The sequence below is a fragment of the Amorphus orientalis genome, assembly GCF_030814015.1.
Taxonomy (GTDB): domain Bacteria; phylum Pseudomonadota; class Alphaproteobacteria; order Rhizobiales; family Amorphaceae; genus Amorphus; species Amorphus orientalis.
Window position 1 is genome coordinate 65,296 of record NZ_JAUSUL010000001.1, and the last position, 25,843, is coordinate 91,138.

At 68.1% G+C, this 25,843-nt stretch carries 22 protein-coding genes; 9 read left to right on the forward strand and 13 right to left on the reverse strand.

Going from position 1 to position 25,843, the window contains the following annotated elements:
• The first annotated feature begins 25 nt into the window (after positions 1-25).
• The 7 genes from J2S73_RS00295 to J2S73_RS00325 are packed head-to-tail and all read left to right on the forward strand — an operon-like array spanning position 26 to position 8,052.
• Complete coding sequence (locus J2S73_RS00295) at positions 26-1,021, forward strand: TRAP transporter substrate-binding protein (RefSeq protein ID WP_306883424.1); 996 nt, start codon at positions 26-28, stop codon at positions 1,019-1,021.
• A 54-nt stretch (positions 1,022-1,075) separates the two neighbouring features.
• Positions 1,076-1,546: a TRAP transporter small permease gene (locus J2S73_RS00300; protein WP_306883425.1), complete on the forward strand. Its 471-nt coding sequence runs from the start codon at positions 1,076-1,078 to the stop codon at positions 1,544-1,546.
• Positions 1,543-2,844, forward strand: a complete 1,302-nt coding sequence (locus tag J2S73_RS00305) for a TRAP transporter large permease (RefSeq protein WP_306883426.1) — start codon at positions 1,543-1,545, stop codon at positions 2,842-2,844. The genes J2S73_RS00300 and J2S73_RS00305 overlap by 4 nt, the downstream gene beginning before the upstream one ends.
• Before the next feature lie 4 nt (positions 2,845-2,848).
• Entirely contained in the window at positions 2,849-3,787 is a 939-nt protein-coding gene (locus J2S73_RS00310) for a dihydrodipicolinate synthase family protein (protein WP_306883427.1), read from the forward strand.
• A 4-nt stretch (positions 3,788-3,791) separates the two neighbouring features.
• Entirely contained in the window at positions 3,792-6,041 is a 2,250-nt protein-coding gene (locus J2S73_RS00315; protein WP_306883428.1) for a molybdopterin-dependent oxidoreductase, read from the forward strand.
• A complete protein-coding gene (locus J2S73_RS00320) occupies positions 6,041-6,820 on the forward strand; it encodes an SDR family oxidoreductase (protein ID WP_306883429.1) in 780 nt (259 codons plus the stop codon). Before J2S73_RS00315 ends, J2S73_RS00320 begins: the two co-directional genes overlap by 1 nt.
• An 8-nt stretch (positions 6,821-6,828) precedes the next feature.
• Positions 6,829-8,052, forward strand: coding sequence for a D-amino acid dehydrogenase (locus J2S73_RS00325; RefSeq protein WP_306883430.1), 1,224 nt, complete (start codon positions 6,829-6,831; stop codon positions 8,050-8,052).
• Between the two features lie 28 nt (positions 8,053-8,080).
• On the opposite strand, the gene J2S73_RS00330 is transcribed toward J2S73_RS00325, so the two are convergent.
• A complete protein-coding gene (locus J2S73_RS00330; protein ID WP_306883431.1) occupies positions 8,081-8,533 on the reverse strand; it encodes an Lrp/AsnC family transcriptional regulator in 453 nt (150 codons plus the stop codon).
• Between the two features lie 151 nt (positions 8,534-8,684).
• Between J2S73_RS00330 and J2S73_RS00335 the strand changes: the two genes are divergently transcribed.
• On the forward strand, positions 8,685-10,142 hold the full coding sequence (locus J2S73_RS00335) for an aminotransferase class V-fold PLP-dependent enzyme (protein ID WP_306883432.1): 1,458 nt from the start codon (positions 8,685-8,687) through the stop codon (positions 10,140-10,142).
• A gap of 61 nt (positions 10,143-10,203) precedes the next feature.
• Here the strand turns inward: J2S73_RS00335 and J2S73_RS00340 are convergent, their stop codons facing one another.
• From J2S73_RS00340 to J2S73_RS00395, 12 genes are all read right to left on the reverse strand, one after another.
• Positions 10,204-11,736 (reverse strand): SRPBCC family protein, encoded by a 1,533-nt coding sequence (locus J2S73_RS00340; RefSeq protein ID WP_306883433.1) that lies wholly within the window; start codon positions 11,734-11,736, stop codon positions 10,204-10,206.
• Positions 11,737-11,779: 43 nt separating this feature from the next.
• Entirely contained in the window at positions 11,780-12,217 is a 438-nt protein-coding gene (locus J2S73_RS00345; protein WP_306883434.1) for an SRPBCC family protein, read from the reverse strand.
• A 168-nt stretch (positions 12,218-12,385) separates the two neighbouring features.
• A complete protein-coding gene (locus J2S73_RS00350) occupies positions 12,386-14,593 on the reverse strand; it encodes a flotillin family protein (RefSeq protein WP_306883435.1) in 2,208 nt (735 codons plus the stop codon).
• Positions 14,594-14,652: 59 nt separating this feature from the next.
• Positions 14,653-15,501 carry a phosphoenolpyruvate hydrolase family protein gene (locus tag J2S73_RS00355; protein ID WP_306883436.1) on the reverse strand — a complete coding sequence of 283 codons (849 nt, stop codon included), beginning with the start codon at positions 15,499-15,501 and terminating at the stop codon, positions 14,653-14,655.
• Positions 15,502-17,715, reverse strand: coding sequence for an ABC transporter permease (locus J2S73_RS00360; protein WP_306883437.1), 2,214 nt, complete (start codon positions 17,713-17,715; stop codon positions 15,502-15,504).
• Positions 17,708-18,499 carry an ABC transporter ATP-binding protein gene (locus J2S73_RS00365; protein ID WP_306883438.1) on the reverse strand — a complete coding sequence of 264 codons (792 nt, stop codon included), beginning with the start codon at positions 18,497-18,499 and terminating at the stop codon, positions 17,708-17,710. Before J2S73_RS00365 ends, J2S73_RS00360 begins: the two co-directional genes overlap by 8 nt.
• A gap of 27 nt (positions 18,500-18,526) precedes the next feature.
• Positions 18,527-19,777 carry an ABC transporter substrate-binding protein gene (locus J2S73_RS00370; RefSeq protein WP_306883439.1) on the reverse strand — a complete coding sequence of 417 codons (1,251 nt, stop codon included), beginning with the start codon at positions 19,775-19,777 and terminating at the stop codon, positions 18,527-18,529.
• A 44-nt stretch (positions 19,778-19,821) separates the two neighbouring features.
• Positions 19,822-20,844: a branched-chain amino acid ABC transporter permease gene (locus J2S73_RS00375; RefSeq protein ID WP_306883440.1), complete on the reverse strand. Its 1,023-nt coding sequence runs from the start codon at positions 20,842-20,844 to the stop codon at positions 19,822-19,824.
• Positions 20,841-21,887, reverse strand: coding sequence for a branched-chain amino acid ABC transporter permease (locus J2S73_RS00380; protein WP_306883441.1), 1,047 nt, complete (start codon positions 21,885-21,887; stop codon positions 20,841-20,843). The genes J2S73_RS00375 and J2S73_RS00380 overlap by 4 nt, the downstream gene beginning before the upstream one ends.
• Positions 21,884-23,209 (reverse strand): metal-dependent hydrolase family protein, encoded by a 1,326-nt coding sequence (locus J2S73_RS00385; RefSeq protein ID WP_306883442.1) that lies wholly within the window; start codon positions 23,207-23,209, stop codon positions 21,884-21,886. The genes J2S73_RS00380 and J2S73_RS00385 overlap by 4 nt, the downstream gene beginning before the upstream one ends.
• A 133-nt stretch (positions 23,210-23,342) precedes the next feature.
• Positions 23,343-24,122 carry an alpha/beta fold hydrolase gene (locus tag J2S73_RS00390; protein ID WP_306883443.1) on the reverse strand — a complete coding sequence of 260 codons (780 nt, stop codon included), beginning with the start codon at positions 24,120-24,122 and terminating at the stop codon, positions 23,343-23,345.
• Positions 24,119-24,994, reverse strand: coding sequence for a fumarylacetoacetate hydrolase family protein (locus J2S73_RS00395; RefSeq protein ID WP_306883444.1), 876 nt, complete (start codon positions 24,992-24,994; stop codon positions 24,119-24,121). Before J2S73_RS00395 ends, J2S73_RS00390 begins: the two co-directional genes overlap by 4 nt.
• Positions 24,995-25,155: 161 nt before the next feature.
• Here J2S73_RS00395 and J2S73_RS00400 point away from each other — a divergent pair, with 161 nt between their 5' ends.
• A complete protein-coding gene (locus J2S73_RS00400) occupies positions 25,156-25,827 on the forward strand; it encodes a FadR/GntR family transcriptional regulator (RefSeq protein WP_306883445.1) in 672 nt (223 codons plus the stop codon).
• Positions 25,828-25,843 lie beyond the last annotated feature (16 nt).

A 25,843-nucleotide genomic window follows, 5' to 3' on the forward strand; every position in this document is an offset into this window, starting at 1 on the left:
AAATCTTCAACAGAGGTAGATTCAGATGACGCTTGGCAGACGCACCCTTCTCGCCCTGACGGCGGGCGTGTTCACTCTGGCCGCCGCTGGCCCGACCTTCGCGGCGGACTACACGCTGCGCATCCACACCCTGGTGAAATCGCCGCATCCCTACAACGACATGGCCGCCGCCATGAAGGAGGAGATCGAGGCGAAGAGCGATGGGCAGATCGCCGTCGAGATCTTCGATTCCGGTCAGCTCGGCCAGGACCCGGCGGTGATCGGCGAGATGGGCTTCGGCACCATCGACCTGATGATCTCCACCACGTCCAACGCCGTCCAGCAGATCCCGGAATACGCCATCTTCACGATGCCGTACCTGTTCACCAGCATGGACGAGGCGCTTGAAAAGGTGGGTCCCGGCAGCCCGGTGCAGGCCCATTTCGAGAAGGTCTACGAGGAGCGCGGCGTCGGCATGAAGCTGCTGGCGCTCGGCTTGTCCGGCACCCGCAACATGTCGACGGCCGATACCGTCGTGAACGGTCCCGACGATCTGAAGGGCCTGAAGATGCGGACCCCGCCGTCGCCGATGGACGCCAAGACCTGGTCGGCGTTCGGCATGCTGCCGGTGACGGTCGCCTGGGGCGAGCTCTATGCCGCGATGCAGACCGGCGTCGCCGACGCCATGGAAAGCTCGCTGCCGGGCTACACCGGCTCCAAGCTCTACGAGGTGGCGCCGAACCTGGCCCTGACCGAGCACACCATCCAGGTCAACCACACTTCGATTTCCGAGCCGACCTGGAACAAGCTGCCGGAAGACCTTCAGAAGGTGGTTCAGGAAGCGGCCGTCTCCGCCAACGCCTACGGGGTGGAGAAGGCCAAGGAATATGACGGCGCGCTGGTCGACCGCCTGGTCTCCGACCACGGCGTCGAGCTGACCCGCCCTGAGAAGGAGCCGTTCATCGAGATCCTCGCCCCGCTCCAGGTGGAACTGGCGAAGGAACTCGACCTCTCCGAGGAATACGAGCTCCTCAAGAACTGATCCCTCGAGACAGGGCCGCTCCGGGCGTCCGGAGCGGCCAATGGGACAAGCAACGTGCTCACCCGCCTCTGCAACGGTGTCGTGATCCTCGCCCGCGGGCTCATGTGGCTCGGCTTCGCCGCCATGATCGCCACGGTCGCGCTGCAGGTGCTCGCCCGCAACGTGCTCGGCGTCCCCATGATCTGGACCGGCGACGTGGCCCAGCTGCTCTTCACCTGGCTGATCTTCGTGGGCGCCGCCGTCGGCCTCAGGAGCGGGGTCCATTACGTGGTCGATCTTCTGCCCGACAACCGCCCCTGGATGAAGGCAGCCGCCGACTGGCTCAGCCTTCTGGCCGGGGTGGCCGTGGCCTACATGCTGCTGCGCTACGGCTGGATGCTGGCCGAGGTCCGCTCGACCGGCACGGTCCAGTCGCTCGGCATCTCCCGCTTCTGGATGTTCCTGCCCCTGCCGGCCTCGGGCGCGCTGATGCTGGTGTTCCTTGCAGAGATGCTGCAGTCGCTGGTGACGGGACGGCGCGCATGAACCCGCTGGTCCTGCTCCTCCTCTCCTTCTTCGTGCTGATCGCGCTCAGGGTGAACATCGGCTTCTCGCTGATCCTGTCCTCGGCGATCGTCATCCTCACCGAAGGGCTGCCGCTCGTCTCGGCCGTGAACCAGATGTACGCCGGCATCGATTCCTTCACGCTGATGGCGGTGCCGTTCTTCATGCTGCTCGGCCGGATCCTCAATGCCGGCTCTATCACCAACCGGCTTCTGGAAGTGGCGGACGCGACCGTCGGCCACGTGCGCGGCGGCCTCGGCCACGTGAACGTGTTCGTCTCGATGGTGTTCGCGAGCCTGTCCGGATCGGCCGCTGCCGACACCGCAAGCGTCGGCTCGATCCTCATTCCGGCGATGAAGAAGGCCGGCTACCCGCCCGCCTTCGCCGCGGCCCTCACGGCCGCCTCGTCCACGCTCGGCGTCATCATCCCGCCCTCGATCATCCTGATCGTCTACGGCGCGTTCGGAAACGTCTCGATCGGGGCGCTGTTCATCGGCGGCGTCGTGCCGGGCGTGCTGATCGCGCTGTTCATGATGATTTACACCTACGTGCTCGCCGTGAAGTTCGGCTATCCGGCGAACCCGTTCCCCGGCGTGCGCAAGATGGGCCGCGTGCTCGTGCGCGGCTCCGCACCGCTGATGATCCCGGTGCTGGTCCTGGGCGGCATCGTCGGCGGCTTCTTCACCCCGACCGAAGGCGCCATCATCGCGGTCATCTGGGCGCTCTTCCTGACCCTCGTCGCCTACCGGGACGTGCCGCTGCGCGACGTGCCGAAGCTGCTCGCCGACGCCGTCGTCGACTTCTCGATCCCGATGTTCACGGTTGCCGGCGCCGGGATCTTCGGCTGGCTGATCGCCTATCTCGGCGCATCCAAGATCGTGGTCGCCTTCATTCTCGGGCTGACCTCCAGCCCGTTCCTGATCATGCTGCTCCTGATCGCATTCCTGCTGCTCGTCGGCATGGTCTTGAATCCGATCTCCGCGACCCTGATCTTTCTTCCCATCATTCAGGCGCTCGGCGACACGGCCGGAATGAACCCCGTGCACATGGGCGTCCTGTCGACCATCGTGCTCTCGGTCGGGCTGGTCACGCCGCCGTACGGCATCTGCCTCCTGATCGCCTCACAGATCGCCGAGGCGCCGCTCGGACGCGCGATGCTTGCCGCCGCGCCCATCTGCGGCCTCACGATCCTGGTCGCGGTCCTGTCGCTCTGGTTCCCCGACATCGTGCTCGGGTTGCCGAAACTCCTAGTCCCAGACCTCTTCGCATCCGGAGGATAATGCCATGGCCCACGTCAAGCCGAAGGGTTCGTTCGTCGCCCTGATCACCCCGATGAACGCCGATGGAAGCATCGATTTCGAGGGCTTCCGCACGCTCCTGAACTGGCATGCCGAGAACGGCACCGAGGCGGTGCTGATCATGGGCTCGACCGGCGAGGTCTCCATGCTCTCGCCGGAGGAGCGCAAGCAGATCATCACCGAGACGGTGAAGATGAAGCCGGGCACCATGCAGATGTATTACGGCATCACCGGCAACAACACGGCCACCACCATCGACTACGCCCGGTTCGCCAAGGACGCGGGTGCCGACGGCGCGATCTTCGCGGCCCCGGCCTATATCTGCGCCGACAACGACGCCATCACCGACTACGCGTTCGAAGTGCTCGACAGCACCGACCTGGCGATGGGCTTCTACAACAACCCGCCCCGGGTGAAGACCGACCTGCACTGGACCAACCTGATCCGGCTCGCCGAGCATCCGAACATGGTCGTACTGAAGGAATCGACCACCCGCGTCGGCCAGGTCGCCCAGATGTGCGCGGCCAAGCCGGACATGGCGATCATGTGCTGCTGCTCGCCGAACCTGGGTCTCGTCATCCCGACCATGGCGCTCGGCGGCGACGGCACGGCCAACATGACCGGCAACATCATCCCGCAGGAAATGGCGGTGATCTCCAAGCCTTGGGAGACCGGCGAGGACGCGTTCGCCTGCCGCGAGGCGTGGCTCACCAACCTGCCGATGCTCCACTTCGCCTACTCGACCATCAACCCGGTCTCCATCAAGACGCTGATGCGCGCCATCGGCCTGCCGGCCGGGCCGCTGCGCAAGCCGCTGCAGCCGGCGCCCGCCGACGTGCTCAAGCAGGGCCTGGACGCATTCGAGAAGCTGGGGCTCGGCGAGAAGTACGGCCTTCAGGTGCCCTCGGCGATCGCCGCCGAGTAGTCGCTTGAGCGAAGTCCGCAAGATCGGCCTCGCCCACTGGGGCGCGTTCGAGGCGACCGTCGTCGACGGCCGCCTCGTTGCCGCTGAGCCGCTTGCCGGCAGCGGCGCCGATCCGGACATGATCGGCGCATGGCCCGCGCTGGTCTATTCCAAGGATCGGATCGACCGGCCCCATGTGCGCGAAAGCTACCTGAAGCACGGTCCTCGGGCCGGCGGAGCTGGCCGCGGACGCGAGCCGATGGTCCCGGTCGACTGGGAAACCGCCCTCGATCTCGTCGCCGGCGAGCTGCGCCGCGTGCATGGCGAGTTTGGCCCGACCTCGGTCTTCGGCGGCTCCTACGGCTGGTCCAGCGCCGGCCGGTTTCATCATGCCCGCACCCAGGTGCGCCGATTTCTGGCGGCAGCCGGCGGCTTCACCGATCAGGTCGGCAACTACAGCTGGGGTGCGGCCCACGCCATCCTGCCGCACGTACTGGGCTCCGCCGACGCCGTCTCCGGCGCCGCCACCGCCTGGGACACCATCGCCGAAGCCGGAGACGCGGTGGTCGCCTTCGGGGGCCTCAACCCGAAAAACTGGCACATAACGTCCGGCGGCGCGGTGGACCATCATCTGCCCGAGGCGGTGGCCAGGGCGGCGACGCGGGGCGTCCGCTTCACCGTCGTCTCGCCGTTCGCCGACGACGTGCCGCCGGGACTGGACGCGACCCTAATCCGCCCGCGCCCGAACTCCGACACGGCCATCATCCTGGCTCTCGCCCACGAGGCGGTTGCGACGGGACGCGCGGACCGGGAATTCCTGGACCGCTACACCAGTGGCGCGGAGACCTTCATTGCCTACCTGAATGGCGACCGTGACGGTCAGCCGAAGACCCTGGACTGGGCGGCGGAGATCGCCGACCTCGACGTCGCCGAGCTCCGCCGGCTCTGGGACACGGTACGCACGGGCCGGGTGATGCTGACCGCCTCCTGGTCGCTGCAGCGGGCCGAGCACGGAGAGCAGCCCTTCTGGGCGCTGATCGCGCTGGCCGCCCTTCTCGGCCAGATCGGCCAGCCCGGCGGCGGCTTCACCTTCGGCTACGGCTCGATGAACGGGGTCGGCGAGATCGCCCGCAAGGGCTACGTGCCCGCGATGCCCGGACTGCCCAATCCGAACGGCATGGGGATCCCGGTCGCCGCCTTCGCCGACGCCTTCCTTCATCCAGGCGACGCCATCCCGTTCAACGGGCGCAGCGTGACCTATCCGGACGTCCGGCTGGTCTACTGGGCGGGCGGCAACCCGTTCCATCACGCCCAGGACCTCGGCCGCCTGGAAGAGGCCTGGCAGCGACCGGAAACGATCATCGTGCATGAGCCGTGGTGGACCCCGACCGCGCAGCGCGCCGACATCGTCCTGCCGGCCACGACGTCGGTCGAGCGCAACGACATCGGCGGCAGTTCGCGCGATCCCTACGTGGTCGCGATGCCCCGCATGATCGATCCGGTGGGCGAGGCACGGGACGATTTCGCCATCTTCCGCGACCTGGCGGACCGGCTCGGCTGCCGCGCGGCTTTCGACGAAGGCCTCGACGAGGAAGGGTGGCTGCGGCGCCTCTGGTCCCAGACTGAGGCGCGCGGCGCGGCCGAAGGCATCAACGTCCCCGACTTCGAGACCTTCCGCTCCGACGGGCTCTGGCGCGTGCCGGCGCCCGCCACGCCGGAAGTCCTGCTCGCCGATTTCCGCGCCGATCCGGACCGGGCCCCGCTCGCCACGCCGTCCGGACGCATCGAACTCGCCTCCCCCGCGATCGCCGGGTTCGGCTACGAAACGGTGCCGCCCCATCCCGCCTGGCTTGCGCCCGCCGAGTGGCTAGGAGCGGCCGGTCCCGACGAACTGCACCTCGTTACCAACCAGCCCGCTAAGCAGCTTCACGGACAGCTCTACCAGGCGCTCCCCCACGACGGCCCGACGCCGGTTGCGATCAACCCGGAGGATGCGGACAGCCGTGGCATCGCCGACGGGGACATCGTGCGCCTGTGGAACGGGCGCGGCGCCTGTCTCGCCACCGCCCGGCTCGACGACAGCCTTCGACCCGGTGTGCTGATCATGGCGACCGGGGCATGGTACGCCCCGGGCGACGATGGCGTGGAGCGGAACGGCAACCCCAACGTTCTGACCGCCAGCCGCCGGACCTCGCCGCTCGGCCAGGCCTGCGCGGCGCTCAGCGCCCTGGTCCGGATCGCGCCGGAGACCGACACCTTGAAAAGGACCGCCTGATGGATCTCGGCATTCGCGGCCGCTCCGCGCTCCTGACCGGCGCGAGCAAGGGCATGGGCTATGCCTGTGCGCAGGCGCTGGCGCGCGAGGGCGTCGACCTGACCATCGTGGCGCGCGGCGCAGAAGCGCTCGAGGCGGCGGCGGCCACCATCCGGGACGAAACCGGCGTGACCGTCACGCCCATTGCGGCCGACATCACGACCGAGGCCGGCCGGGCGCGGGTGATCGAGGCCTGCCCGAACCCCGACATCCTGCTCAACAACGCCGGCGGCATGCTTCCCGGCGATTTTCGCGATTGGGACCGCGGCCGCTGGATCGAGGCCGTCGACCTGATGATGCTGCCGCCGATCCTGATGACCCGCGCGGTGGTCGACGGCATGATGGACCGTGGTTTCGGCCGGATCGTCAACATCGCCTCGCGCAGCGTGAAAATCCCCCAGTTGGAACTCGGTCTGTCCAATGGCGCCCGCTCCGGCATGGTCGGCTTCATGGCCGGCCTTGCCCGCCAGACCGTCAGCCGCAACGTGACCGTCAACACCATCCTGCCCGGCATCGTCGACAGCGATGCCCAGCGCGAACACATCGCCGGAATGCTGGACGACATGGGCAAGTCGTTCGAGGAGGTTTGGGCCGAGCGCGCCGCCGGCAACCCCGCCGGCCGCTACGGCCGGCCGGAGGAGATCGGCGCCTATTTCGCCTTTCTCTGCAGCGCCCACGCCGGATTCGTGACGGGACAGAACCTCCTGATCGACGGCGGCAGCTACCCCGGCACCTACTGAGGCCAGCGATGCGGATTGTGGTCATCGGCGCCGGCGTCGTCGGCGTCACCTCGGCCTGGTACCTGACCAGGGACGGCCACGAAGTGACCGTTCTGGAAGCCCGCGACGGCGTCGCACGGGAAACCAGCTTCGGCAACGCCGGCGGCGTGTGCCCCGGCTTCGCGGGTCCCTGGGCCGCGCCCGGCATGCCGCTGAAGGCGCTCAAGTGGATGGCCAAGGAGAGCGCGCCCCTGAAGCTGAGGCCCCGGCTCGACCCGGCCCAATGGCGCTGGCTCGCCCACTTCGTCGCCAATTGCACGTCCGACCGGTTCGCCCGCAACAAGGCGCGGATGCAGGCCGTCGCCCACTTCAGCAAGGCCTGTCTTGTCGAGCTGCGCGAAGAAACCGGGATCGCCTACGACCACGGGACCGGCGGGGTGCTGCAGATCTTCGCAACGCAGGAGGAGGCGGAGGGCGGCGCCCGCTCGGCGAAGGTGCTGGCCGATCTCGGCATCGAGCACCGGCTCCTGTCGCCGGACGAGGCGATCGCGGTGGAGCCGGCGTTGGCGCGGTCGCGCGAGACCCTCACCGGCGCCCTGCAGCTTCCCACCGACGAGGTCGGCGACTGCCATCTGTTCTGCCGCGAACTGGCGCGCCTGGCAGAAGCCAGGGGCTGCCGTTTCCGGTTCGGCACGAAGGTCCGCCGGATCCGCGCCGATGCCGGCCGGGTGACGGGTGTGGAGACGCCGCTCGGCCCGGTGGATGCCGATGCCGTGGTGGTCGCGACCGGGCCGTGGGCGCCGAAGCTGCTCGACCCGCTCGGGATCCGCGTTCCGATCTATCCGGTAAAGGGCTATTCGCTGACCGCGGCGATCACCGACCCGGACGGCGCGCCGCGGTCCTCGGTGATGGACGAGCATTCCAAGGTCATGATCACCCGGCTCGGCAACCGCCTTCGCGCGGCCGGCGTCGCCGAACTCGCGGGTTTCGACCCGGCGATGCCGAAGCCGGCCCTCGACGGCCTCCGCGACCGGGTGGCAGCCCTGTTTCCCGATGCGGCTGATTTCGGCACCGCCGAGTACTGGCATGGCTTCCGGCCGATGACGCCGGATGGTCCCTCCCGGGTGGAGGTGACCCGGTACCCCAATCTCTTCCTCAATGTCGGCCACGGCTCCAACGGCTGGACCCAGGCCTGCGGAACCGGCCGGATCCTGACCGAGCTGGTCGCCGAACGGCCCAACCCGGTTCTCTGACCACCGCCCCGGTCCGGCCGGCACCGCCTCAGCGCAACGGCAGCGGCCGATTGTCGAAGATCGCCTCCATCGCGAAATAGGAGGTGACGTTGTCCAGCTCGACCTTCTCGATCAGCCGCTGATAGACCCGGTCGTAGCTCGCCATGTCGCGGGCCGCGATCTTCAGCATGTAGTCGTAGTCGCCGCTGATCCGGTAGAAATCGATCACCTCCGGGATGGTGGCGACGTGGCGCCGGAACTTCTCCAGCCAGTCCGCCGAATGGCTCCGGGTGCGCAGCATCGCGAAGACGATCAGATCCAGGCCGAGCGCGCTGCGGTCGAGCCTGAGGCTCCGACCGACGATCACCCCGCTTTCCTCCAGCTTTCGCAGCCGCCGCCAGCAGGCGTTCTGGGACAGGCTGACCCGCTCGGCAAGCTCGCGCTGGGACAGGTCCGGCGCCTGCTGGAGCGCGGCCAGAATTTTCAGATCAATCTCATCCATATTCGGCCTTTCTTCGATCATTTCATCGAAGGTAGATCAAATCTGTGGGTCATTTCGACCAAAATTCCGAATCGCTTGGGGCACCCTCGTCGGATCGCATCAGCCTGAGGGCGGATGCGCCGGTTTCACCGCCATTCGAAGGAACGCCCCCATGACCCCGCTTGCGCGCTTTCGCCGGTCGCTTCAGATCCCGAACCTCGTGGACGCGCTCCGGGCCGGCCTGATCGGCGAAGGCGTGGAGATCGAGACGCCCTTCGGGCGCAAGCCGCTGCTCTACGCCGACTACGTGGCGTCTGGGCGCGCGCTCGCGCAGATCGAGGATTTCGTCCGCGACGAAGTCCTGCCCTTCTACGCCAACAGCCACACCGAAGCCTCGTTCTGCGGGGAGACGATGACCCGGATGCGGGCCGAGGCACGGGCGGCCATCGCCGCCTCGCTGAACGTCGAGGCCGACGGCCACGTGATCTTCACGGGTAGCGGCGCGACGTCGGGCATCAACCGGATCGTCGGCCTGCTCGACATCGCCCGCCGCTGCGCGAGCGGCGAGCGGGTCATGGTTCTGACCGGCCCCTACGAGCACCACTCCAACATCCTGCCCTGGCGCGAATGCGGAGCGGAAGTCCAGGAGATCCCGGAAGCGGCCGACGGCGGCGTCGACATGGCGGCCCTGACCGCCGCGCTCAAGGCGGCTGCGGGAGCCGACCTGATCGTCGGCAGTTTCTCCGCCGCCTCCAACGTGACCGGCATCCTGACCGATACGGTCACTGTCACCCGCTGCCTGAAGGCACACGGGGCGATCGCCATCTGGGACTATGCCGGCGGCGGTCCCTACCTGCCCATGGACATGGCGCCGGCGCCGGACGCGCTGAAGGACGCCATTGTCTTCTCGCCGCACAAGTTCGTCGGCGGCCCCGGTGCCTCCGGCGTGCTCGCCGTGCGCGACAGCATCGTGCGTCGGACGACCCCCACCGCGCCGGGCGGCGGCTCGGTCTCCTTCGTCTCCCCCTGGGGCCACGCCTACAGCCGCGCCGTCGAGGCGCGCGAGGAAGCAGGCACGCCCAACGTGATCGGCGACATCCGCGCCGCACTCGCGGTCATGGTCAAGGACGCCATCGGAGCGGAGTGGATCGCCGCCCGCAACACCGAGCTGGTCGCGCGGGCGCTCGGAGCCTGGCGCGACGTGAGCGAGATCCGTCTTCTCGGCTCCCCGACGGCCGGACCGCGGCTGCCCATCTTCTCGTTCCAGGTGACGACGGCAGCCGGAACCCCGGTCCACCAGCAGCTTTTCACCCGCATGCTGAGCGACGTTCTCGGCATCCAGGCGCGCGGCGGATGCGCCTGCGCGGGACCCTACGGTCACCGTCTGCTCGGGATCGATCGCGCCACCTCCGAGCGCCTGTTCGATCAGCTTCAGGCCGGCCACGAACTGGAGAAGCCCGGCTGGGTTCGGCTCAACCTTTCGTATCTGATGAGCGACGCGAAGGCCGACGGCCTCATCGAGGACGTTGCCTGGCTGGCGCGAAACGCGAAGCGCTATACGCGATTTTACGACGCCGATCCCGCCACGGCCCGCTTTCGGGTAGCCGCAGAGGCCGTCGCAGCCGAGTGAGCGCTCCGCGGAGGCGCGGCCCAAAACCCCGCGGCGCCCAAGCTTCTAAGCCGGCGAAGGATCAGTCGGGGATCAGAACGATGGAGCCCGTGGTCCGGCCGCTCTCCAGATCGCGATGGGCGCCCGCCGCGTCGTCGAGAAAATAGCGGGTGGGCGGCGCCACGCGGAGGATCCCGGCCTCCAGCGCCGCGAAGAACCGGCTGGCGTGCCGGCTCATCTTCTCCGCTGTGTCGGTATAGTGGCCGTAGTTGGGTCGCGAGATGCGGGCCGACTTGGAGGCGAAGCTGCCGATGTCCCAGTCGCCGATCGGCCCAGACGCCTGGCCGAAGCTGACCAGATGGCCGGTGACCGCAAGCGCGTCCACCGACGCCTGAAAGCTGTCCCGCCCGATCGCGTCGAACACCACATCCGCGCCGCGCCCGCCGGATACCTCGCGCACCGCCGTCACGAAATCCTCCCGCTCCCGCACGACGACGCGTTCCGCGCCGGCGGCCCTCGGAATTCCCGCCTTGGCCTCGGTCGAGACCGTCGCCACCACCCGCGCGCCCAGTGCCACGGCCCATTGGGTCAGAAGCGTTCCGACGCCGCCCGAGGCCGCATGCACGACGACGACCTCGCCGCGCCGCACCGGATGCACCTCGTGGAGCAGGAAGCTCGCCGTCACCCCCTTCAGAAGACCGGCTGCGGCGGTCTCGTCGTCGAGCGCATCGGGCAGCCGCACCATCAGATCCGGCGCCATGGTCCGAAGCGCGCAATAGGCCCCGACCGGCGGACAGGCATAGCCGACCCGGTCGCCCGGCCGCACGGAGTGGACCCCGTCCCCCACCGCGACGATCCGGCCGACAGCCTCCATGCCCGGGACGCCCGGCGGCTGCAGCAGGTCGAAGAAGCCGGTGCGGCAGTAGATGTCGATGAAGTTCACCCCGACGACCGCATGACGGATCTGGACCTCGCCCGGCCCCGGCGGCGCGACGGGAACCAGGCGGGGAACCAGTTCCTCCGGTCCGCCATAGCGATCGACCACGATCGCTTGTGTTTCGTTGTCCGGGCCGGACTGGACTGAAGGAGCCGGAGCGGGGCGTTCCACCGGACGGGACGGCTGCGGTTCGGAGGCCGGAGCTGCAGGCCGGGGCGCGACCGGGTGAGACGGCCGCGCCCCGGCCCCCAGATACGGTCCGAGCGCCCGGAAACCTGCCCGGTAGATCTGGTCGCGCACCAGCGCGGTCAGCGCGTCGCGCTCGCCCGGCGGTGGACGGAAGGTCGAGCGCCACTCCCAGAAGGTCGACCCGGTATCAGTCACCGGCCGCAGCCGGATCGAGGCGACATAGTCGAACAGCGGCAGCGGCCCCTCGATGAGGCAGTAGGTGAGTTCGCGGGCGCGGTCGTCGAGATCGATCAGCTGTTCGCGCAGCATCGCGCCATCGGCCAGGTGAAACCGCCTGACCGCACCGACCGCATCCGGGGCCAGGCCGCCCTCGATTTCGCTCGCAGCGATCGCCGGATGCCAGTGGACGTGGCTGTTGAAGTCGCGCAGCACCCGCCAGACCGCCTCGATCGGCGCCTCGATCACCGTGCTTTCGACGATGCTCACCATTACGGCTCGGCCCCCGGCCGTGCGGCATGTCTCCGCCCGGATCTCACCGCCGGAAGCGCTCCTTCAGGGCGGTGAGGCCGGCCTGGAACACGCCTGTCCCGATCTGCCGGACCAGCTCGCGTTCCCGGTCGGGCGGGGCGTCGAAATCCGCCTCCCATTCGGCAAAGGTCTGGTTGCCGTCGGTGATGGGCGTGACCGACAGGGTCGAGACGTAGTTTTCCACCCCCATCGGGCTTTCCAGGATCGAATAGGTGCAGGACATGTCAAAGTCCGACAGCGCCAGCAGCCGCTCCCGGATCAGACCGCCGTCCTTGAGACGGAAGTTCCGCACGCAGCCGACCCGGTCCGACGGATCGTTCTGCTCGATGCGGCTTTCCGCCACGAACGGCGTCCAGCTCGGCAGGCCGTTGAAGTCCCGGATCACCTGCCAGACGTCGGCGGCCGGCGCGGGGATGACCGAGGAAATGTAGACCTTGGTCATGGGCGATGGCCTCCAGTACCGGCAACCGCTTTTGCCGGAATTGCGGAGCCAGCGCGCGACCGCGCGCCGGCCGAGAGGCCGCCCTCGCGGAGCCGCGAGCCGAGCGAGCCGGCGTGAGCGAGAAAAGCCCTCGCGGCAAAACCGGTCCCCACTTTTCCTGGATTTGCTCTACCGATCCCGGTCCGAGTCATCGTCCTTCTCCGAGCCCTGTCCCTTTGCATCGCCGCCCTTGCCTTTGCCCTTGCTGAGCTGGGCGATGTCCTTGGCGTCGCGGAGCACGTCGGTCATCCGGCCGAGGCTGCCGCCCTCGATGCCGATCTCCTTCATCAAATTGTCGATCATCGGCGCCTGGACCCGGTAGCGCAGCGCGGAATCGATCACCTCGTCGGTGACGTTCTTGCCGCCGCCACCGTCGCCGCCGCCGGTGACCCCGTCCACATGGAGGATCTTGATGCCCTCGATCTTCTCCATCGGCCGCACGCTCTCGCGCACGATCCCCTCCAGCCGTTCCAGGAGCTTCTCCCGGAGACGTCCGGCGCGGGCATCCTCGCTGAGGACGTTCTCCGCCTCGTTGATCTGCTTGGCGCCCTTGGCATCGACCTGATACCGCTCGGCGGCGGCCAGCACGCGGATCTTCTCCGCTTCCGCCGACGCTTCCGCGGTGATCTTCTCCGCCTCGGCGCGGCTTCGGGCCGCCTTCATCTCCGCATCCGCCCGCGCGGTAAGTCGCAGTCCCTCCCGCTCGGCTTCCTTGGCCGCGGAAATCAGGTCGGTGAGCTTGCGACGCTCGGCGATCTCCCGTTCGCGGGTGGTGATCGCCTGCTCTTCCGCCTGAATGACCTTGGCCCGCACGGCTTCGGCGGCGGCGAGCGCCGACGAGCGCTCCTGGGACTTCTTCGCCACTTCGATCGCCTTGAGGATCTCGGCCAGTTCGATCGCCTTGTCCCGCTCGGTCTCGAGCTGGCGCAGGTCGCGCTGCTTGGCGATCCGGGCTTCCTCGAGCCCGCGCTCGGTGGCGATGCGGGCCCGCTCGACCTCCTCCGCAGAGGCGATCTCCGCCTCCTCGAAGGCCTGCCGCTTGGCGATCTGCAGACCCTCCAGATGACGTTCCCGGGCGATCCGCACCTCGTCGACCGCCCGCTCCTGGGCGATGCGCTCGGCTTCGGTCTGCTGGTTTTCCACGATCTCGATGCGGCGCTTCTCCGCTTCGGCCCGGGTGACCGAGGTCGCCTTTTCGGCCAGCGCGATCTGCCGGTCGTATTCCAGGATCTCCAGGGCCTTCTGCCGCGCGATCTCCATCTCGCGCTGTTCCCGCTCGCGATCGATCCGGGCCTTCTCCAGCGCGAGTTCGAGACCGATCTGCTCGCGCTCGGTAAGTTCGCGGGTCTTCAGTTCCGCCTCGTCGAGCGCCCTGCGCCGCGCGATCTCCCGGCGCTGGGTCTCCTCCTCGTTGCGGATGCGCTCTTCGGTGATTGCCGTTTCCTGGGCAAGCCTGGCTTTCTCGATCGCTTCGCGGGAGGACAGCTGGGCCTGTTCGGCCTCCTGCTCGCGCAGCGCCCGCTCCTTGGCCAGTTCGGCGCGCTGGACCGCCCGGCGGGATTCCACCTCCCGCTCCTGCTCGAGCCGGGCATACTCGGTCTCCCGCTCGATCTCGAAGACCTTCCGCTGGGACTCCAGGTTCTGGTTGCGGATATCGACCAGCGACCGCTGCTCGATCTCGTTGCGCATCCTCCGGCGGTTCTCGATCGCTTCGGTGAGTTGGGTCAGGCCTTCCGCGTCGAAGGCGTTGGCCGGATCGAAATGGTCCAGGCTGGTCTGGTCCAGATCGACGATCGCGACGCTTTCCAGCTCCAGGCCGTTGGCGGCGAGCGCCTCGCCGGCAAGCTCGCGGACCTGGTCGGCGTAGCCGCGGCGCTGTTCGTGCAGCTCCTCCAGCGACATCTGGGCCGCGATGGTCCGCATCGCGGAGGCGAACTTGCCCTCCAGAAGATCGCGGATGCCGTCTTCCTGCAGCGTGCGCCGACCCAGCGTCTGGGCGGCGGCCCCCACCGCCTCGCGGGTCGCCTGCACGCGGACGAAGAACTCCGCCGAGATGTCGACGCGCATCCGGTTCTTGGTGATCAGGGCCCGGTCGTGCTCGCGGGCGAGCGCGATCCTGAGCACGTTCATGTTCACCGGGGTGATCTCGTGCAGCACCGGGATCACGAAGGCACCGCCGTTGACCACCACCTTCTCACCGAGGAAGCCGGTGCGGACGAACGCGGTCTCCTTGGTCGATCGCCGGTAGAGCCAGCGCAGCAGATAGACCAGCACGATGACGACGATGGCTGCCGCAATCAGCCAGAGCAGCAGGGTTCCAAACGTGTTTGCGTCCATCTCTTTCTCCTCCCCGAGCCGCGTCCGTTCCGCCCGTCCGGGCGCCGGACACTTTTGCTCTAACTTGTCTGTTTGCCGGCCGTTTCGGCGATCGCCTTGAACCTGCGCGTTTGCTTGGTCAGGGCCGTCTCGGTCGGAAGCCGCTCCATCGACGAAGCGCCGTAGAAGCCGTGGCAGTACTCCGTGTTGGCGAGCACGTAGGCCGCGTCCTCCGGCGACGAGACCGGCCCGCCGTGAACCAGCACGATCGCATCGCGGTTGACGGCGAGTGCGGCCTCCGCCCATTCGTCCACCAGCGCCGGGCAGTCCTCCAGCTTCAGGGCCGTGTGGGCGCCGATCGATCCGCCGGTGGTCAGGCCGAGATGGCAGACGATGATGTCCGCGCCCGCCTTCGCCATCTCCGTGGCCTCGTCGGCGGAGAACACGTAAGGCGTCGTCAGCATGTCCTTCTCATGGGCGAGCCGGACCAGATCGATCTCCAGCGAATAGGACATGCCCGTCTCTTCCAGATTGGCCCGGAAGGTGCCGTCGATCAGTCCGACGGTCGGGAAGTTCTGGATGCCGGCGAACCCCATCGCCTTGAGCTGATCGAGGAAGCTGTCGAACAGGCAGAACGGATCGGTACCGTTGACCCCGGCCAGAACCGGCGTCCGGCTGACCACCGGCAGGATCTCCCGGCCCATTTCCACGACGATCTCGTTGGCGTTTCCGTAGGCGAGGAGGCCCGACAGCGAGCCGCGGCCGGCCATGCGGTAGCGGCCGGAATTGTAGATCACGATGAGGTCGATCCCGCCGGCTTCCTCGCACTTGGCCGACAACCCGGTTCCGGCGCCGCCGCCGACGATCGGCTGGCCGGCCCGCTTCATCTCCTGAAATCTCGCTACGAGATCGCTTCGCTCAAACCGCATCTAGGCCCTCATGCTCACCGGCGATGCGATCGCGCGGTAGGCAGCCGCGAGCGCATCGATGAAAGTGTCGTCGTTGATGTTGGCGGAGACCCGCTCGATCCGCCGCCGCCCGGTCTGTCGGACGGTCCGCTCCAGCGCCTCGAACAGGGCCGCGTCGGCCTCGGGGTCGTGGAAGGGCTGGCCCGGACGGTCGAGGGCCGAGACGCCGCCTTCCGGCAACAGGAACCGGACCGGCCCCTCCATCCGGTTCAGCCGCTCGCCGATCCATTCACCGATCTGCCGGTTCTCGTCCCGGGTGGTCCGCATCAGGGTCACGTTCGGATTGTGGATCACGAACTTCCGGCTCTGGAACCGCTCCGGGACGGTGTCCCGGGGACCGAAATTGACCATGTCCAGTGCCCCGACCGAGCCGACATAGGGCAGGCCCGTCCGGATCGCGGCGCCGAAGCGCTCTTCGTCGGCCGCGAAGACCCCACCGACCAGCATGTCGGCCACCTCGGTGGTGGTGACGTCCAGGAACCCGGCCAGCAGGCCCGAATGGCCGAGCGCTTCCATCGCGCGGCCGCCGGTTCCCGTGGCGTGGAAGACGAGGCAGTCGAACTCGCCCTCCATGCGCTTCACCAGCCCCTGCACGCAGGTCGTGGTGACGCCGAACATGGTGATGCCGAGGGCCGGGCGGGCGAGCTTGCGCTTGGCCTCGTACGCCTCCCGCGTCGGCATCTGCGCGATCATTCCGGCCAGCGCATGGGCCGCGTTCGACAGCACCTGCTCGGTGATGGAGTTGAGCCCCTGCACGTCGGCGACCGAGTGCATCATCAGGATGTCGCTCGCGCCGACATACTGGCTGACCTCGCCGGCCGCCACGGTGGACACCATGACCTTGGGAATGCCGACCGGCAGCGCCCGCATTCCGGCCGTGGCCAGCGACGTCCCGCCGGACCCGCCGGCCGAGATGATGCCGCCGATGTGCCGCTCCCGGTCGACCCAGCGCGCGAACGCTTCCGCCATCGCCGTGACGGCGCCGCCGCGATCGCCGGAGAACACCGCCGACGAGCCGAGCGGGTGCTGGCTCGCAACCTGGAGCGGCGTGACGTCCGCCCGGGACGGCTTGCCGGACGTGGACAGGTCGACGGTCCTGACCGCGATGCCGAGCGCCTTGAGCCGGTCGCGGACGAACATGAGCTCGGGCCCCTTGGTATCGAAGGTTCCCGCCACGATGGCCGTCTTGCCGATCCGTTCGGAGAAGGGCACCGCGAAGATGTCCGCCGGCTTCTTCGCCTCCTCCCGAGCCGACGCGGCTGGCCGGCGCAGGCTTTCCGCCGGCATCGCCCAGCGGTTCGGCAGCGACGAGGCGAGCGCCATGTTGCCGTCGCCCTGGACCAGACCGCTGGTGCCGCCGCGCTCGACCCGGTAGACCTCCGCAAGCGTGTCCTGGACGCTTTCGCCGGACGGGTGCGGCTCGGGCTCGGGAGCGGCTTCCTCGGCATGCCGTCCAACCCCCAGCAGCCGCTGCTGGAGATCGCGGTCCGCCGCCAGCGCGGACGCCTCAAGGATCCGGTTGATCTGCCCGTTGACCATGATCGCCACATGGTCGGAGACACCGGTGGCCACGCCGATGTTCTGCTCGATCACGAGGACGGCCATCTCGCCCTCCTCGCCCAGCTCCACCAGCATCCTCTCGACCTGCTCGACGATGACCGGCGCGAGGCCTTCGGTCGGCTCGTCCATGATCAGGAGCTTCGGATTGCCGAGCAGGGCGCGGGAGATGGCGAGCATCTGCTGTTCGCCGCCGGAGAGCTGCGAGCCGCCGCTGGTCCGCCGTTCGGCGAGCCGGGGGAAGGTCTGGTAGACCCGGTCCACGGTCCAGCTCGCGTCCGGATTGCGCGGCGCGACCAGGCGCAGATGCTCGTCGACCGAGAGGCTCGGCCAGACCCGCCGGCCCTGGGGCACGTAGCCGACGCCGAGCCGCTGGATCATGTGCGGCTCGAGACGGGAAATCTCGCGGCCGGACATGCGGATCGATCCGCCCTGGGCGGCCTTGAGCCCGACGATGGTGTTGCACAGCGTGGTCTTGCCCATGCCGTTTCGGCCAACCACCGCCAGAACGCCCGCCTCGAGCGTCAGCGTGACCCCCTGCAGCGCATGGGATTCGCCGTAATAGACCTGCAGATCGTCGATCTTGAGAGCCGGGGTGCGAGCGGCACGATCAGCCATGGCCGCCTCCCAGATAGATTTCCTGGACCTGGGGATCCTGCTCGATCTCGTCCGGCGTGCCTTCCTTGAAGAGTTCGCCGCCGTGCATCATCGACACGTAGTCGGAGACCCGCAGGGCGACGTCCAGATCGTGCTCGATGATGATGTAGCCGATATGCGACGGCAGCGCGTTGAGGATCTCGACCAGATCCCGGCGCTCGGTCGGCGAGAGGCCGGCCGCAGGCTCGTCGAAGAGAATGAACCGGGGCGCGCCGGCCAGCGCCAGCGCGATTTCCAGCTGGCGCTGCTGACCGTGGCTCAGCGTCGCCACCTGCCGCTCCCGGTCGTCGTCCAGATGGGTGGCGTGCACGATGAGTTCGGCCTGGGCCATGTTCACGTCGTCACGCCGCGGCCTGAGGAGAGAGAACCGCCGCCGGGACACGCCGCGGCAGGCCAGATAGACGGAGTCCAGGACGCTCAGGCTGCCGAACAGTTGGGAGATCTGGTAGGTCCGCCGGAGGCCCCGGCGGATCCGTTCGTGGGTCGGAAGATCGGTGATGTCCTCGCCGAAGAAACGGATGCGCCCCTCGCTCGGCAGGAAATCGCCGGTGATGGTGTTGAACAGGGTCGTCTTGCCGGCCCCGTTCGAGCCGAGCACGGCCCGGCGCTCCCCGGCACCGATCCGCATGGTGATGCCGGAAAGCGCGACGAGGGCGCCGAAGTGACGGCCGACGCCGTCGAGGTCGAGCGCATGCGCGCCCGTGCTCTGGAGGCGGGTCGCGAGACCAGGTTCCGCCACGGTCATTGCCCTCGTCGCTTCCGTTCGCTCAGCCTATTCGCAGCTGGGATTGTCCCGGCTGACCTGGCCGAGGGCCATGAACTCGTCCTGCGGGATCCCGAGCGTCTGGTTCACCTGCTCTACCGTTTCGACGAGCTTGTTGTAGAGGGTTCCGTCTTCCCGCTCGGCCACTTCGGTGATGTAGATGTTGGCGATGGCGTTGCGGTTGTCGTCGACGGACACTTCGCCGGTCGGCGTGTCGACGGTCAGGTCGGAAAGCGCGGCCCGCAGCTTCTCGCCGCCGTCGGACACGTCCCCGTTGACCTCTTCAAGGGCCGCCAGCAACGCCTTCATGTTGACGTAGTAGCCGTGGGCGAAGAGCGACGGAGACGGGAACGCGCCGTCCTGCTTCTTGTAGTCCTCGACGAAGGCGTTCCATGCCGGCGTATCCAGGCTGTCGGCGATCGGACCGGCGGAGGGCGTGCCGATCAGGATGTCGTGGATCCGGCCCTTGCTGGTCAGCACCGTCTGGTCGACCGTGATCGAACCGCCGATGAGCGGCGCGGTGCCGCCGGCCTGCTGGTACTGGCTGAGGAAGTTGACCGCGTCGGCTCCGCCCAGCGCGACGTAGATCGCGTCGACATCGGCCGGGATCGTGGCGATCACCGAGGAGTAGTCCTTGTTGCCGATCGGAACCCAGGACTTGGACGGCACCTTGCCGCCTTCCTTGCAGAACTCGGCCATGAAGCCGAACACCTGGGTGTAGGGGAAGGAATAGTCTTCCGCCACGGTGGCGACGTTGCGATAGCCCTTCTCATTGAAGGCATACTCGCCGAGACCGGCCATCCACTGGGCGCCGTCGGTGGAGAAGCGGAAGAAGTTCTCCGCCGGCTCGCGCAGCGTCGTGTCCTGGGCGGCCGACGTGCCGTTCAGGAACGTCACGTCCGGCTGGGTCTTGGCGTACTCCTTGATGGCGATGCCTTCGTCACCAGAAAGCGGTCCGACAAGGACCTTCACGCCCTCCTGCTCGACCAGCTTGCGGGCCGCCTGGACGGCGCTGTCGGGGGACGCGTCGGACGAGCCGCGGACGATTTCGATCTTCTTGCCGGCGACTTCGCCGTTGTTTTCGTCCACCGCCGTCATGGCGCCGCGCAGTCCGTCCTCGCCGAGGACCGTGAAGGCCCCTTCCAGCGTGGCGAGAACGCCGATCTTGATGGTGTCGCTGTCCTGGGCGATGGCGACCGACGGAGCGGCGAGCCCCGTGGCCAGCGCCAGCGCGAGAACCGTCCTTCTGTGTAGCTGCATGGTATCCTCCCTTGCGTTTTCTTTATGGTTCCGGTCTCCGCCCTCTAGTCGTCGGGGCGGAGCGGCTTGTCCGCCAGTCCGGGACCGATCTGGCGCAATAGGCCGAGGATCCCGTCGGGCGATACGAAGACGATGAGCAGGAAAACGAGCCCGATCAGCGTGTTGAAGCGTTCCGCGCCGACCAGATCGATGGCGAACACCTCGAGCATCACGTAGATCAGGGCCCCGAGGAACGGGCCGATCGGATGGCGGAGCCCACCGACCACGGCGATCACCAGCACGCTGATGGCGGCCTGGACGCTGACGGTTCCCGGCGACACGCGGCCGTTGAACCAGACCAGGAGCACACCCGCGAGCCCGGCGATGATACCGGCCAGGAACCATGCGAACACCTTGTGGGCGGTCACGTCGTAGCCGATCGCCCGCATCCGGCGCTGGTTGTCGCGCACGGCCTGCAGCGTCAGTCCGAAGGTGGAGCGCGCGCCGTAGAGGACGGCGGCGTAGCAGACCACGGCGACGGCGAGGCACAGATAGTAGAACGGCAGCGGATCGCGCCAGTTGATGCCCCAGAAGACCGGGGCCTTGATGCCCGCGAACCCGGAATGGCCGTTGAAAATCGCGTAGTTCTGATTGGTGAAGTAGTAGAACCCGGTCGCGATCGCGAGGGTGATCATGATCGTGTAGATGCCCTCGGTGCGCACCGAAATCGCGCCGATCAGGGCGGAGACGATGCCGGCGAGACCGACCGCCAGCGGCACCGTGAGCCACCACGGCCAGCCCAGTCCGAGCACGCCGGTGTTGTTTTCGCCGAAGATCGCGACGGAATAGGCGGCGACGCCGGCAATCGTGATCTGGGCGAGGCTGACCATGCCGCCGTAGCCCGCCAGAAGCATCAGCGAGAGGCCGAGCAGGCCCATGAGCAGCGAGAAGCCGCCGATCTGGGTGAGGAAGAAGTCGGAGGCGATCGCGGGATAGAGCAGGAGCAGCGCGCCCAGCGCCAGATGCGGCGCGCCGATGCGCTCCAGAAGGCCGGGCGTGCGGGTCCGGTCGGTGGCCACCAGCGTCATCGCGCTTTCCCCATGATGCCCTGGGGCCGGATCGCCAGCGTCACCACCATGATGACGAAGGTCAGCACGACGCCGTAGGTGGGAAAGTAGATCAGCCCGATCTGCTCGGCGAGGCCGATCAGGAGCGCCCCGATCGCCGCACCCATGATGGAGCCCATGCCGCCGACGATGACCACGACGAGGGATGCAAGCAGATAGCGCACGTCCTCTCCGGGCGCGACCGACAGGGCGGATCCGCCAATGACGCCGGCGAGACCCGCCAGCCCGGCGCCGACCGCGAAGACGATGGCGAAGACCGCGTGGACGTTCACGCCCGAGGCCGACAGCATCGCCCGGTCGTCAACGCCAGCGCGGATCATCATGCCGACCCGCGTCTTGTTCAGCATCAGCCACAGTCCGACGCCGATCGCGATGGCGAGGAACAGCACGACCAGGCGGAAGAACGGATAGGGCAGATAGACCGGGCTGCCGTTGGAGCGGACGGCCAGCAGGATCGGCGTCTGCACCGCGCCCTCCAGCCAGAGCGGCGGCGTGATCTGGTAGGTGGTGCCGCCCCAGACCGCGAGCATCAGGTCGGCGGCGACGATCGAGATGCCGATGGTCACCAGCGTCTGGCGCAGGTCATCGCCCTCCAGCCGGCGGAACACGATCACCTGCATCAGGATGCCGACCACGGCGAGCACCAGAAAGCCGGCCGCGACCCCGATCAGCCAGTAGCCGGTCCGGGTGGCGACCTCGTAGCCGATATAGGCGCCGAGCAGATAGAGCGAGCCGTGGGCCAGGTTGACGTTGCGCATCAGCCCGAACACCAGCGTGAAGCCGCTGGCGACCAGGAAATAGAGCCCGGCGAGCGTCAGCCCGTTGAGGATGGCGCTCACGAACGCCTTCTTCGACAGGAGGATGGCGTTCAGCCAGTCCGGCCACAGCCCGACCACCAGCCAGACCAGGATGGCGGCGCCGACGAGCGCCAGGCCCACCCAGAGCGGCCTGCGGCCGAGGCTTGCCGCTGCGATCGCCGTGGAGGCGGAGTCGCGCATGCTCATGCGCTCAGCCGCCGCCGCTGCTCGTTCATCTTCGGCGCCTTGTGGAACTTGCCGTCCTTCATGATTGCCAGCAGACGGCTCTTGTCCTGCAGAATGCGCACGTCGGCGACCGGGTCGCCGTCGACCAGCAGCAGGTCGGCGAGGTAGCCCTCCTTCACCATGCCGAGCTCATCGCCCATGTTCATGATCTCGCCGCCGTACTTGGTGCCGGCCAGGATCGCCTCCATCGGCGAGAAGCCGAGCAGGTTGACGAAATATTCCAGGTCCTTGGCGTTGGTGCCCTGGGGCGTCCAGGCGAAGCCGTAGTCGCCGCCGATGCAGACCCGGATGCCGCGCCGGTGCATCTTCTTCATGGTCTCCACGCACATCTCCAGCTCGCGCTCGTAGAGCTGGGTCACCGGCGAGCCGGGCTTGATCCCGTAGTCGCCGGCGTGGCGGGCCGTGTGAATCAGCCAGGCGATGCCGGGGGCCACGAAGTGCTTGTCCTTGGCGGCCTCGAGCATGTCGAGCGCCTCCTCGTCGGCGAACGAGGCGTGGTAGATGTTCTGGATCCCGTGGCGGATGCACTGCTTGACCGAGCCGGACGAGCGGGCGTGGGCCGACAGCACGCGGTTGCGGCAGCGCGCCTCGGAGGCGGCCATCGCCACCTCCTCTTCCGACATCGGCGTCTCTTCCGCGCCCATGCCCGTGATCTCCTCGCCGGACAGGTTGAGCTTGATGGAATCCACGCCGTACTTGATCAGGAGCCGCACGGTGCGGCGCACCTCCTCCGGCCCCGACACCACCATGCCGAGATTGAGGCCCTCGTGGGGAATGTGGGACGGCGCGGCGTCGCCGAGCCCGCCCACGGTGGTGATTTCCGGCCCGGCGGCCAGATAGCGCGGGCCGGGGAAGCGGCCCTCGTTGATGAAGCGCTTGGCGACCACGTCGAGGCGCGGCTTGGCCGCCGCCGCCCCCCGCCCGGCCGTGAAGCCCGCGTCCAGCACCAGCTTCGCCATCTCCATGGTGACGAGCATGTGCTCTTCCAGCTCCATCATCTGGATGGGATCGATGCCCGGCGCGTTGTTCCAGGACAGATGCAGATGGGCGTCGATGAGGCCGGGCATCAGCGTCGCGCCCATGCCGTCGATCTGGGTCACGCCGCCGCTCACCGAGGGCGAGCCGAAGCGGGACGAGCCGCGGGTGATTTGCTTGATCCGGTTGCCCTGGACCAGGACTTCGCCGGTGTAGGGATACTCCCCCGTACCGTCGAGCACCCGCACATTGGTGAACAGGACGGCACCGCTGCCATTGCCGTTCCAGCCGAACGCATCGTCCGCCATAGACGGTCTCCTCCCATAGAGGCAGCAGCCGCATTCTTCGGCGGCACACTGCAAGCGTTTCCTCGTTTCGACCGACGGGCGCTCGGCTTTTTGCGCCGATGTCGCACCGTGGCCGCCGGTCTTCTTGCCGGCGTTAGATCGGCAGTCCCCTCACGAACTCCGACAGGAGCCTACCGCATTCTCGCGGTCTTTCGAGGGGGGTCCAGTGTCCGCAGCGGTCGAGCACCACCACTTTGGCCTGTGCCAGGCAGTCTCCCAGCTCGCGCGCCACGGAGGGCGGGCCCACCCCGTCCTCGTCGCCGGTGACGATCAGCGCCGGGCAGGAAATCTGCCGATGATCGGCCTTTTCGGCGCCCGCCAGCGCCTCGCAGGAGCGGGCGAAGCCTTCCGCGTCCTGGCGCATATGGGTCTCGCGCAGATAGGCGGCGGCGAGCGGGTTGTCGGCCCGGGTCGCACCCGACAGCGAGCCTTCGATCAGCTGGTCGGCGACGACGTCCATGCCGTCGCGCCGGGCCAGATCCGCCCGGGCCCGAAGCCGGTCGCGCGCCGCATCGAGCGGCTCCAGGATCGGGCCGAACAGGGTCAGGCTCGCCGCCAGCTCCGGGGTCCGGGCCGCGAGATGCTGGACCACCAGCGTGCCGAACGAATGCCCCACGAAGTGGGCGCGGGATATCCCGAGATGCCCCATCGCCGCGGTGAGCGCGTCCACGATCGCCTCCACGGACGGCTTTCCGGCCTGAAGGGCCGAGCGGCCCGCGCCCGGCAGGTCCGGCCGGACCAGGCGAAAGCCCGACATCGCACCGAGAAGGGGCTGGAAGCTGTTGGATGTCCCCCCGAGGCCGTGCACCAGAACGACCGGCGGGCCATCCCCCTCCGTTTCGATCGCGAGCCCCGAGACGCGGACCGTGGTCATGGCCGGCGGTCCACGATCGTGTTCTCCAGGACGCCGATGCCGGCGATCTCCACGCGCACCACGTCGCCGGACTTGAGATATTTGGGCGGATCGAAGCCGATCCCGACGCCGGCCGGCGTACCGGTCGCGATGACGTCGCCCGGCTCCAGGGTCACGCCGGCGGAAATCGTCTCGATGATGGTCGGGATGTCGAAGATCAGAAGCCGGGTGTTCGACTGCTGGCGCAGCTCGCCGTTGACGGTGCAGGAGATCTCCGTGTCGGCGATGTCGATCTCGTCGCGGGTGACCGCGAACGGCCCCATCGGACAGAACGTGTCCTGGGACTTGCCGATCAGCCACTGGCTGTAGCGGCCCTGGAGATCGCGGGCGGTCACGTCGTTGACGATGGTGTAGCCCCAGACGTGGTCGAACGCGTCCTCGGCACGAATACCGCGGCCGCCCTTGCCGATGATGACCGCGAGCTCCGCCTCGTAGTCGACGGCCTGGGTCACCGACGGATCGACGATTACGTCCGCGCCGTTGGCGACCACCGACTGCGGTACCTTGGAGAAGATGATCGGATGCGCGGGGACCGCGCCGGAGGCGGCGGAGGAGTCGAACCCGGAGCGCGCGAACTCGTGGGCATGATCGTGATAATTCTTGCCGACGCAGAAGACATTCCGCTTCGGCAGCGGGATCGGCGCCTCCAGTTGCACCTCAGACAACGATATCGGAGAGTGGGTTGGAACGGTTTCGCCGGCCCGCCGGATCAAGGCCAGAACGCCGTCGTCGGCTTCGGCCACGGGGAGATCGAACGGGGCGATCGACTGGCCGTCCGCACTCACCTCGCCGACCCGCCGCTCACCGGCGATGGACACCGTTGCGACCTTCATCGCCCCTCCCCCTATTTGAACCAATCTCGTTTTTGTTGAGCCAATATCCGCACACTTCCCGCGTATCCGCAACCGGATTCTGGCAAATAGACGGTGTCGTTCTTGCGGACGGGGCTGTTTCCCGCTAATTGGCTCATGATTGGATCAGATTGGACCAAGCCGTGCCGAAGCTGATTTCCTCCGATGTCGAGACGTCCCTGCGCGCACGCATCGCCGCGGGTGAATGGGCAAGCGATAGCCGGCTTCCGCCCGAACGCGACCTGGCCGCGGAGTACGGCGTGGCGCGCAACACGGTGCGGCGGGCCGTCGAGGCCATCGTCGCCGACGGCACCATCCGCCGTCACGTCGGCCGCGGCAGCTTCATCGCCCGGGATCACGAGGACATCGCCCGGATCGTCCAGCGGACCACCGGGGTTTCCCCGGCGGACCTTATGGCGGTCCGCTTCATCGTGGAGCCCTCGACGGCGGCCGTCGCCGCGACCATGGCGAGCCGGGCGGATCTGGACGCCATCGCCGAGGCGCACGAGGAGGCTTCGCGCGCCCGGGAGACCGAGCGCTTCGAGCACTGGGACGCGGAGTTCCACCAGCGCATCTTCGCCGCCGCCCGCAACGAACTTCTGATGAGCCTGCACGACATCCTGCGCACGATCCGCAATCGCAACACCTGGATCGAGCTGAAGAAAAAGACCTTCTCGGAGAACCGCCGGCTCGACTATTGCGACCACCACGCGGAGATCCTCGCCGCGCTGACCCGACGCGACGCTGACGGCGCGGCCGCCGCCATGCGCGTCCATCTGGAGGCGATCCAGATCACCCTGTTCGGACGCCCCTGACAGGCCCTGGATCGCA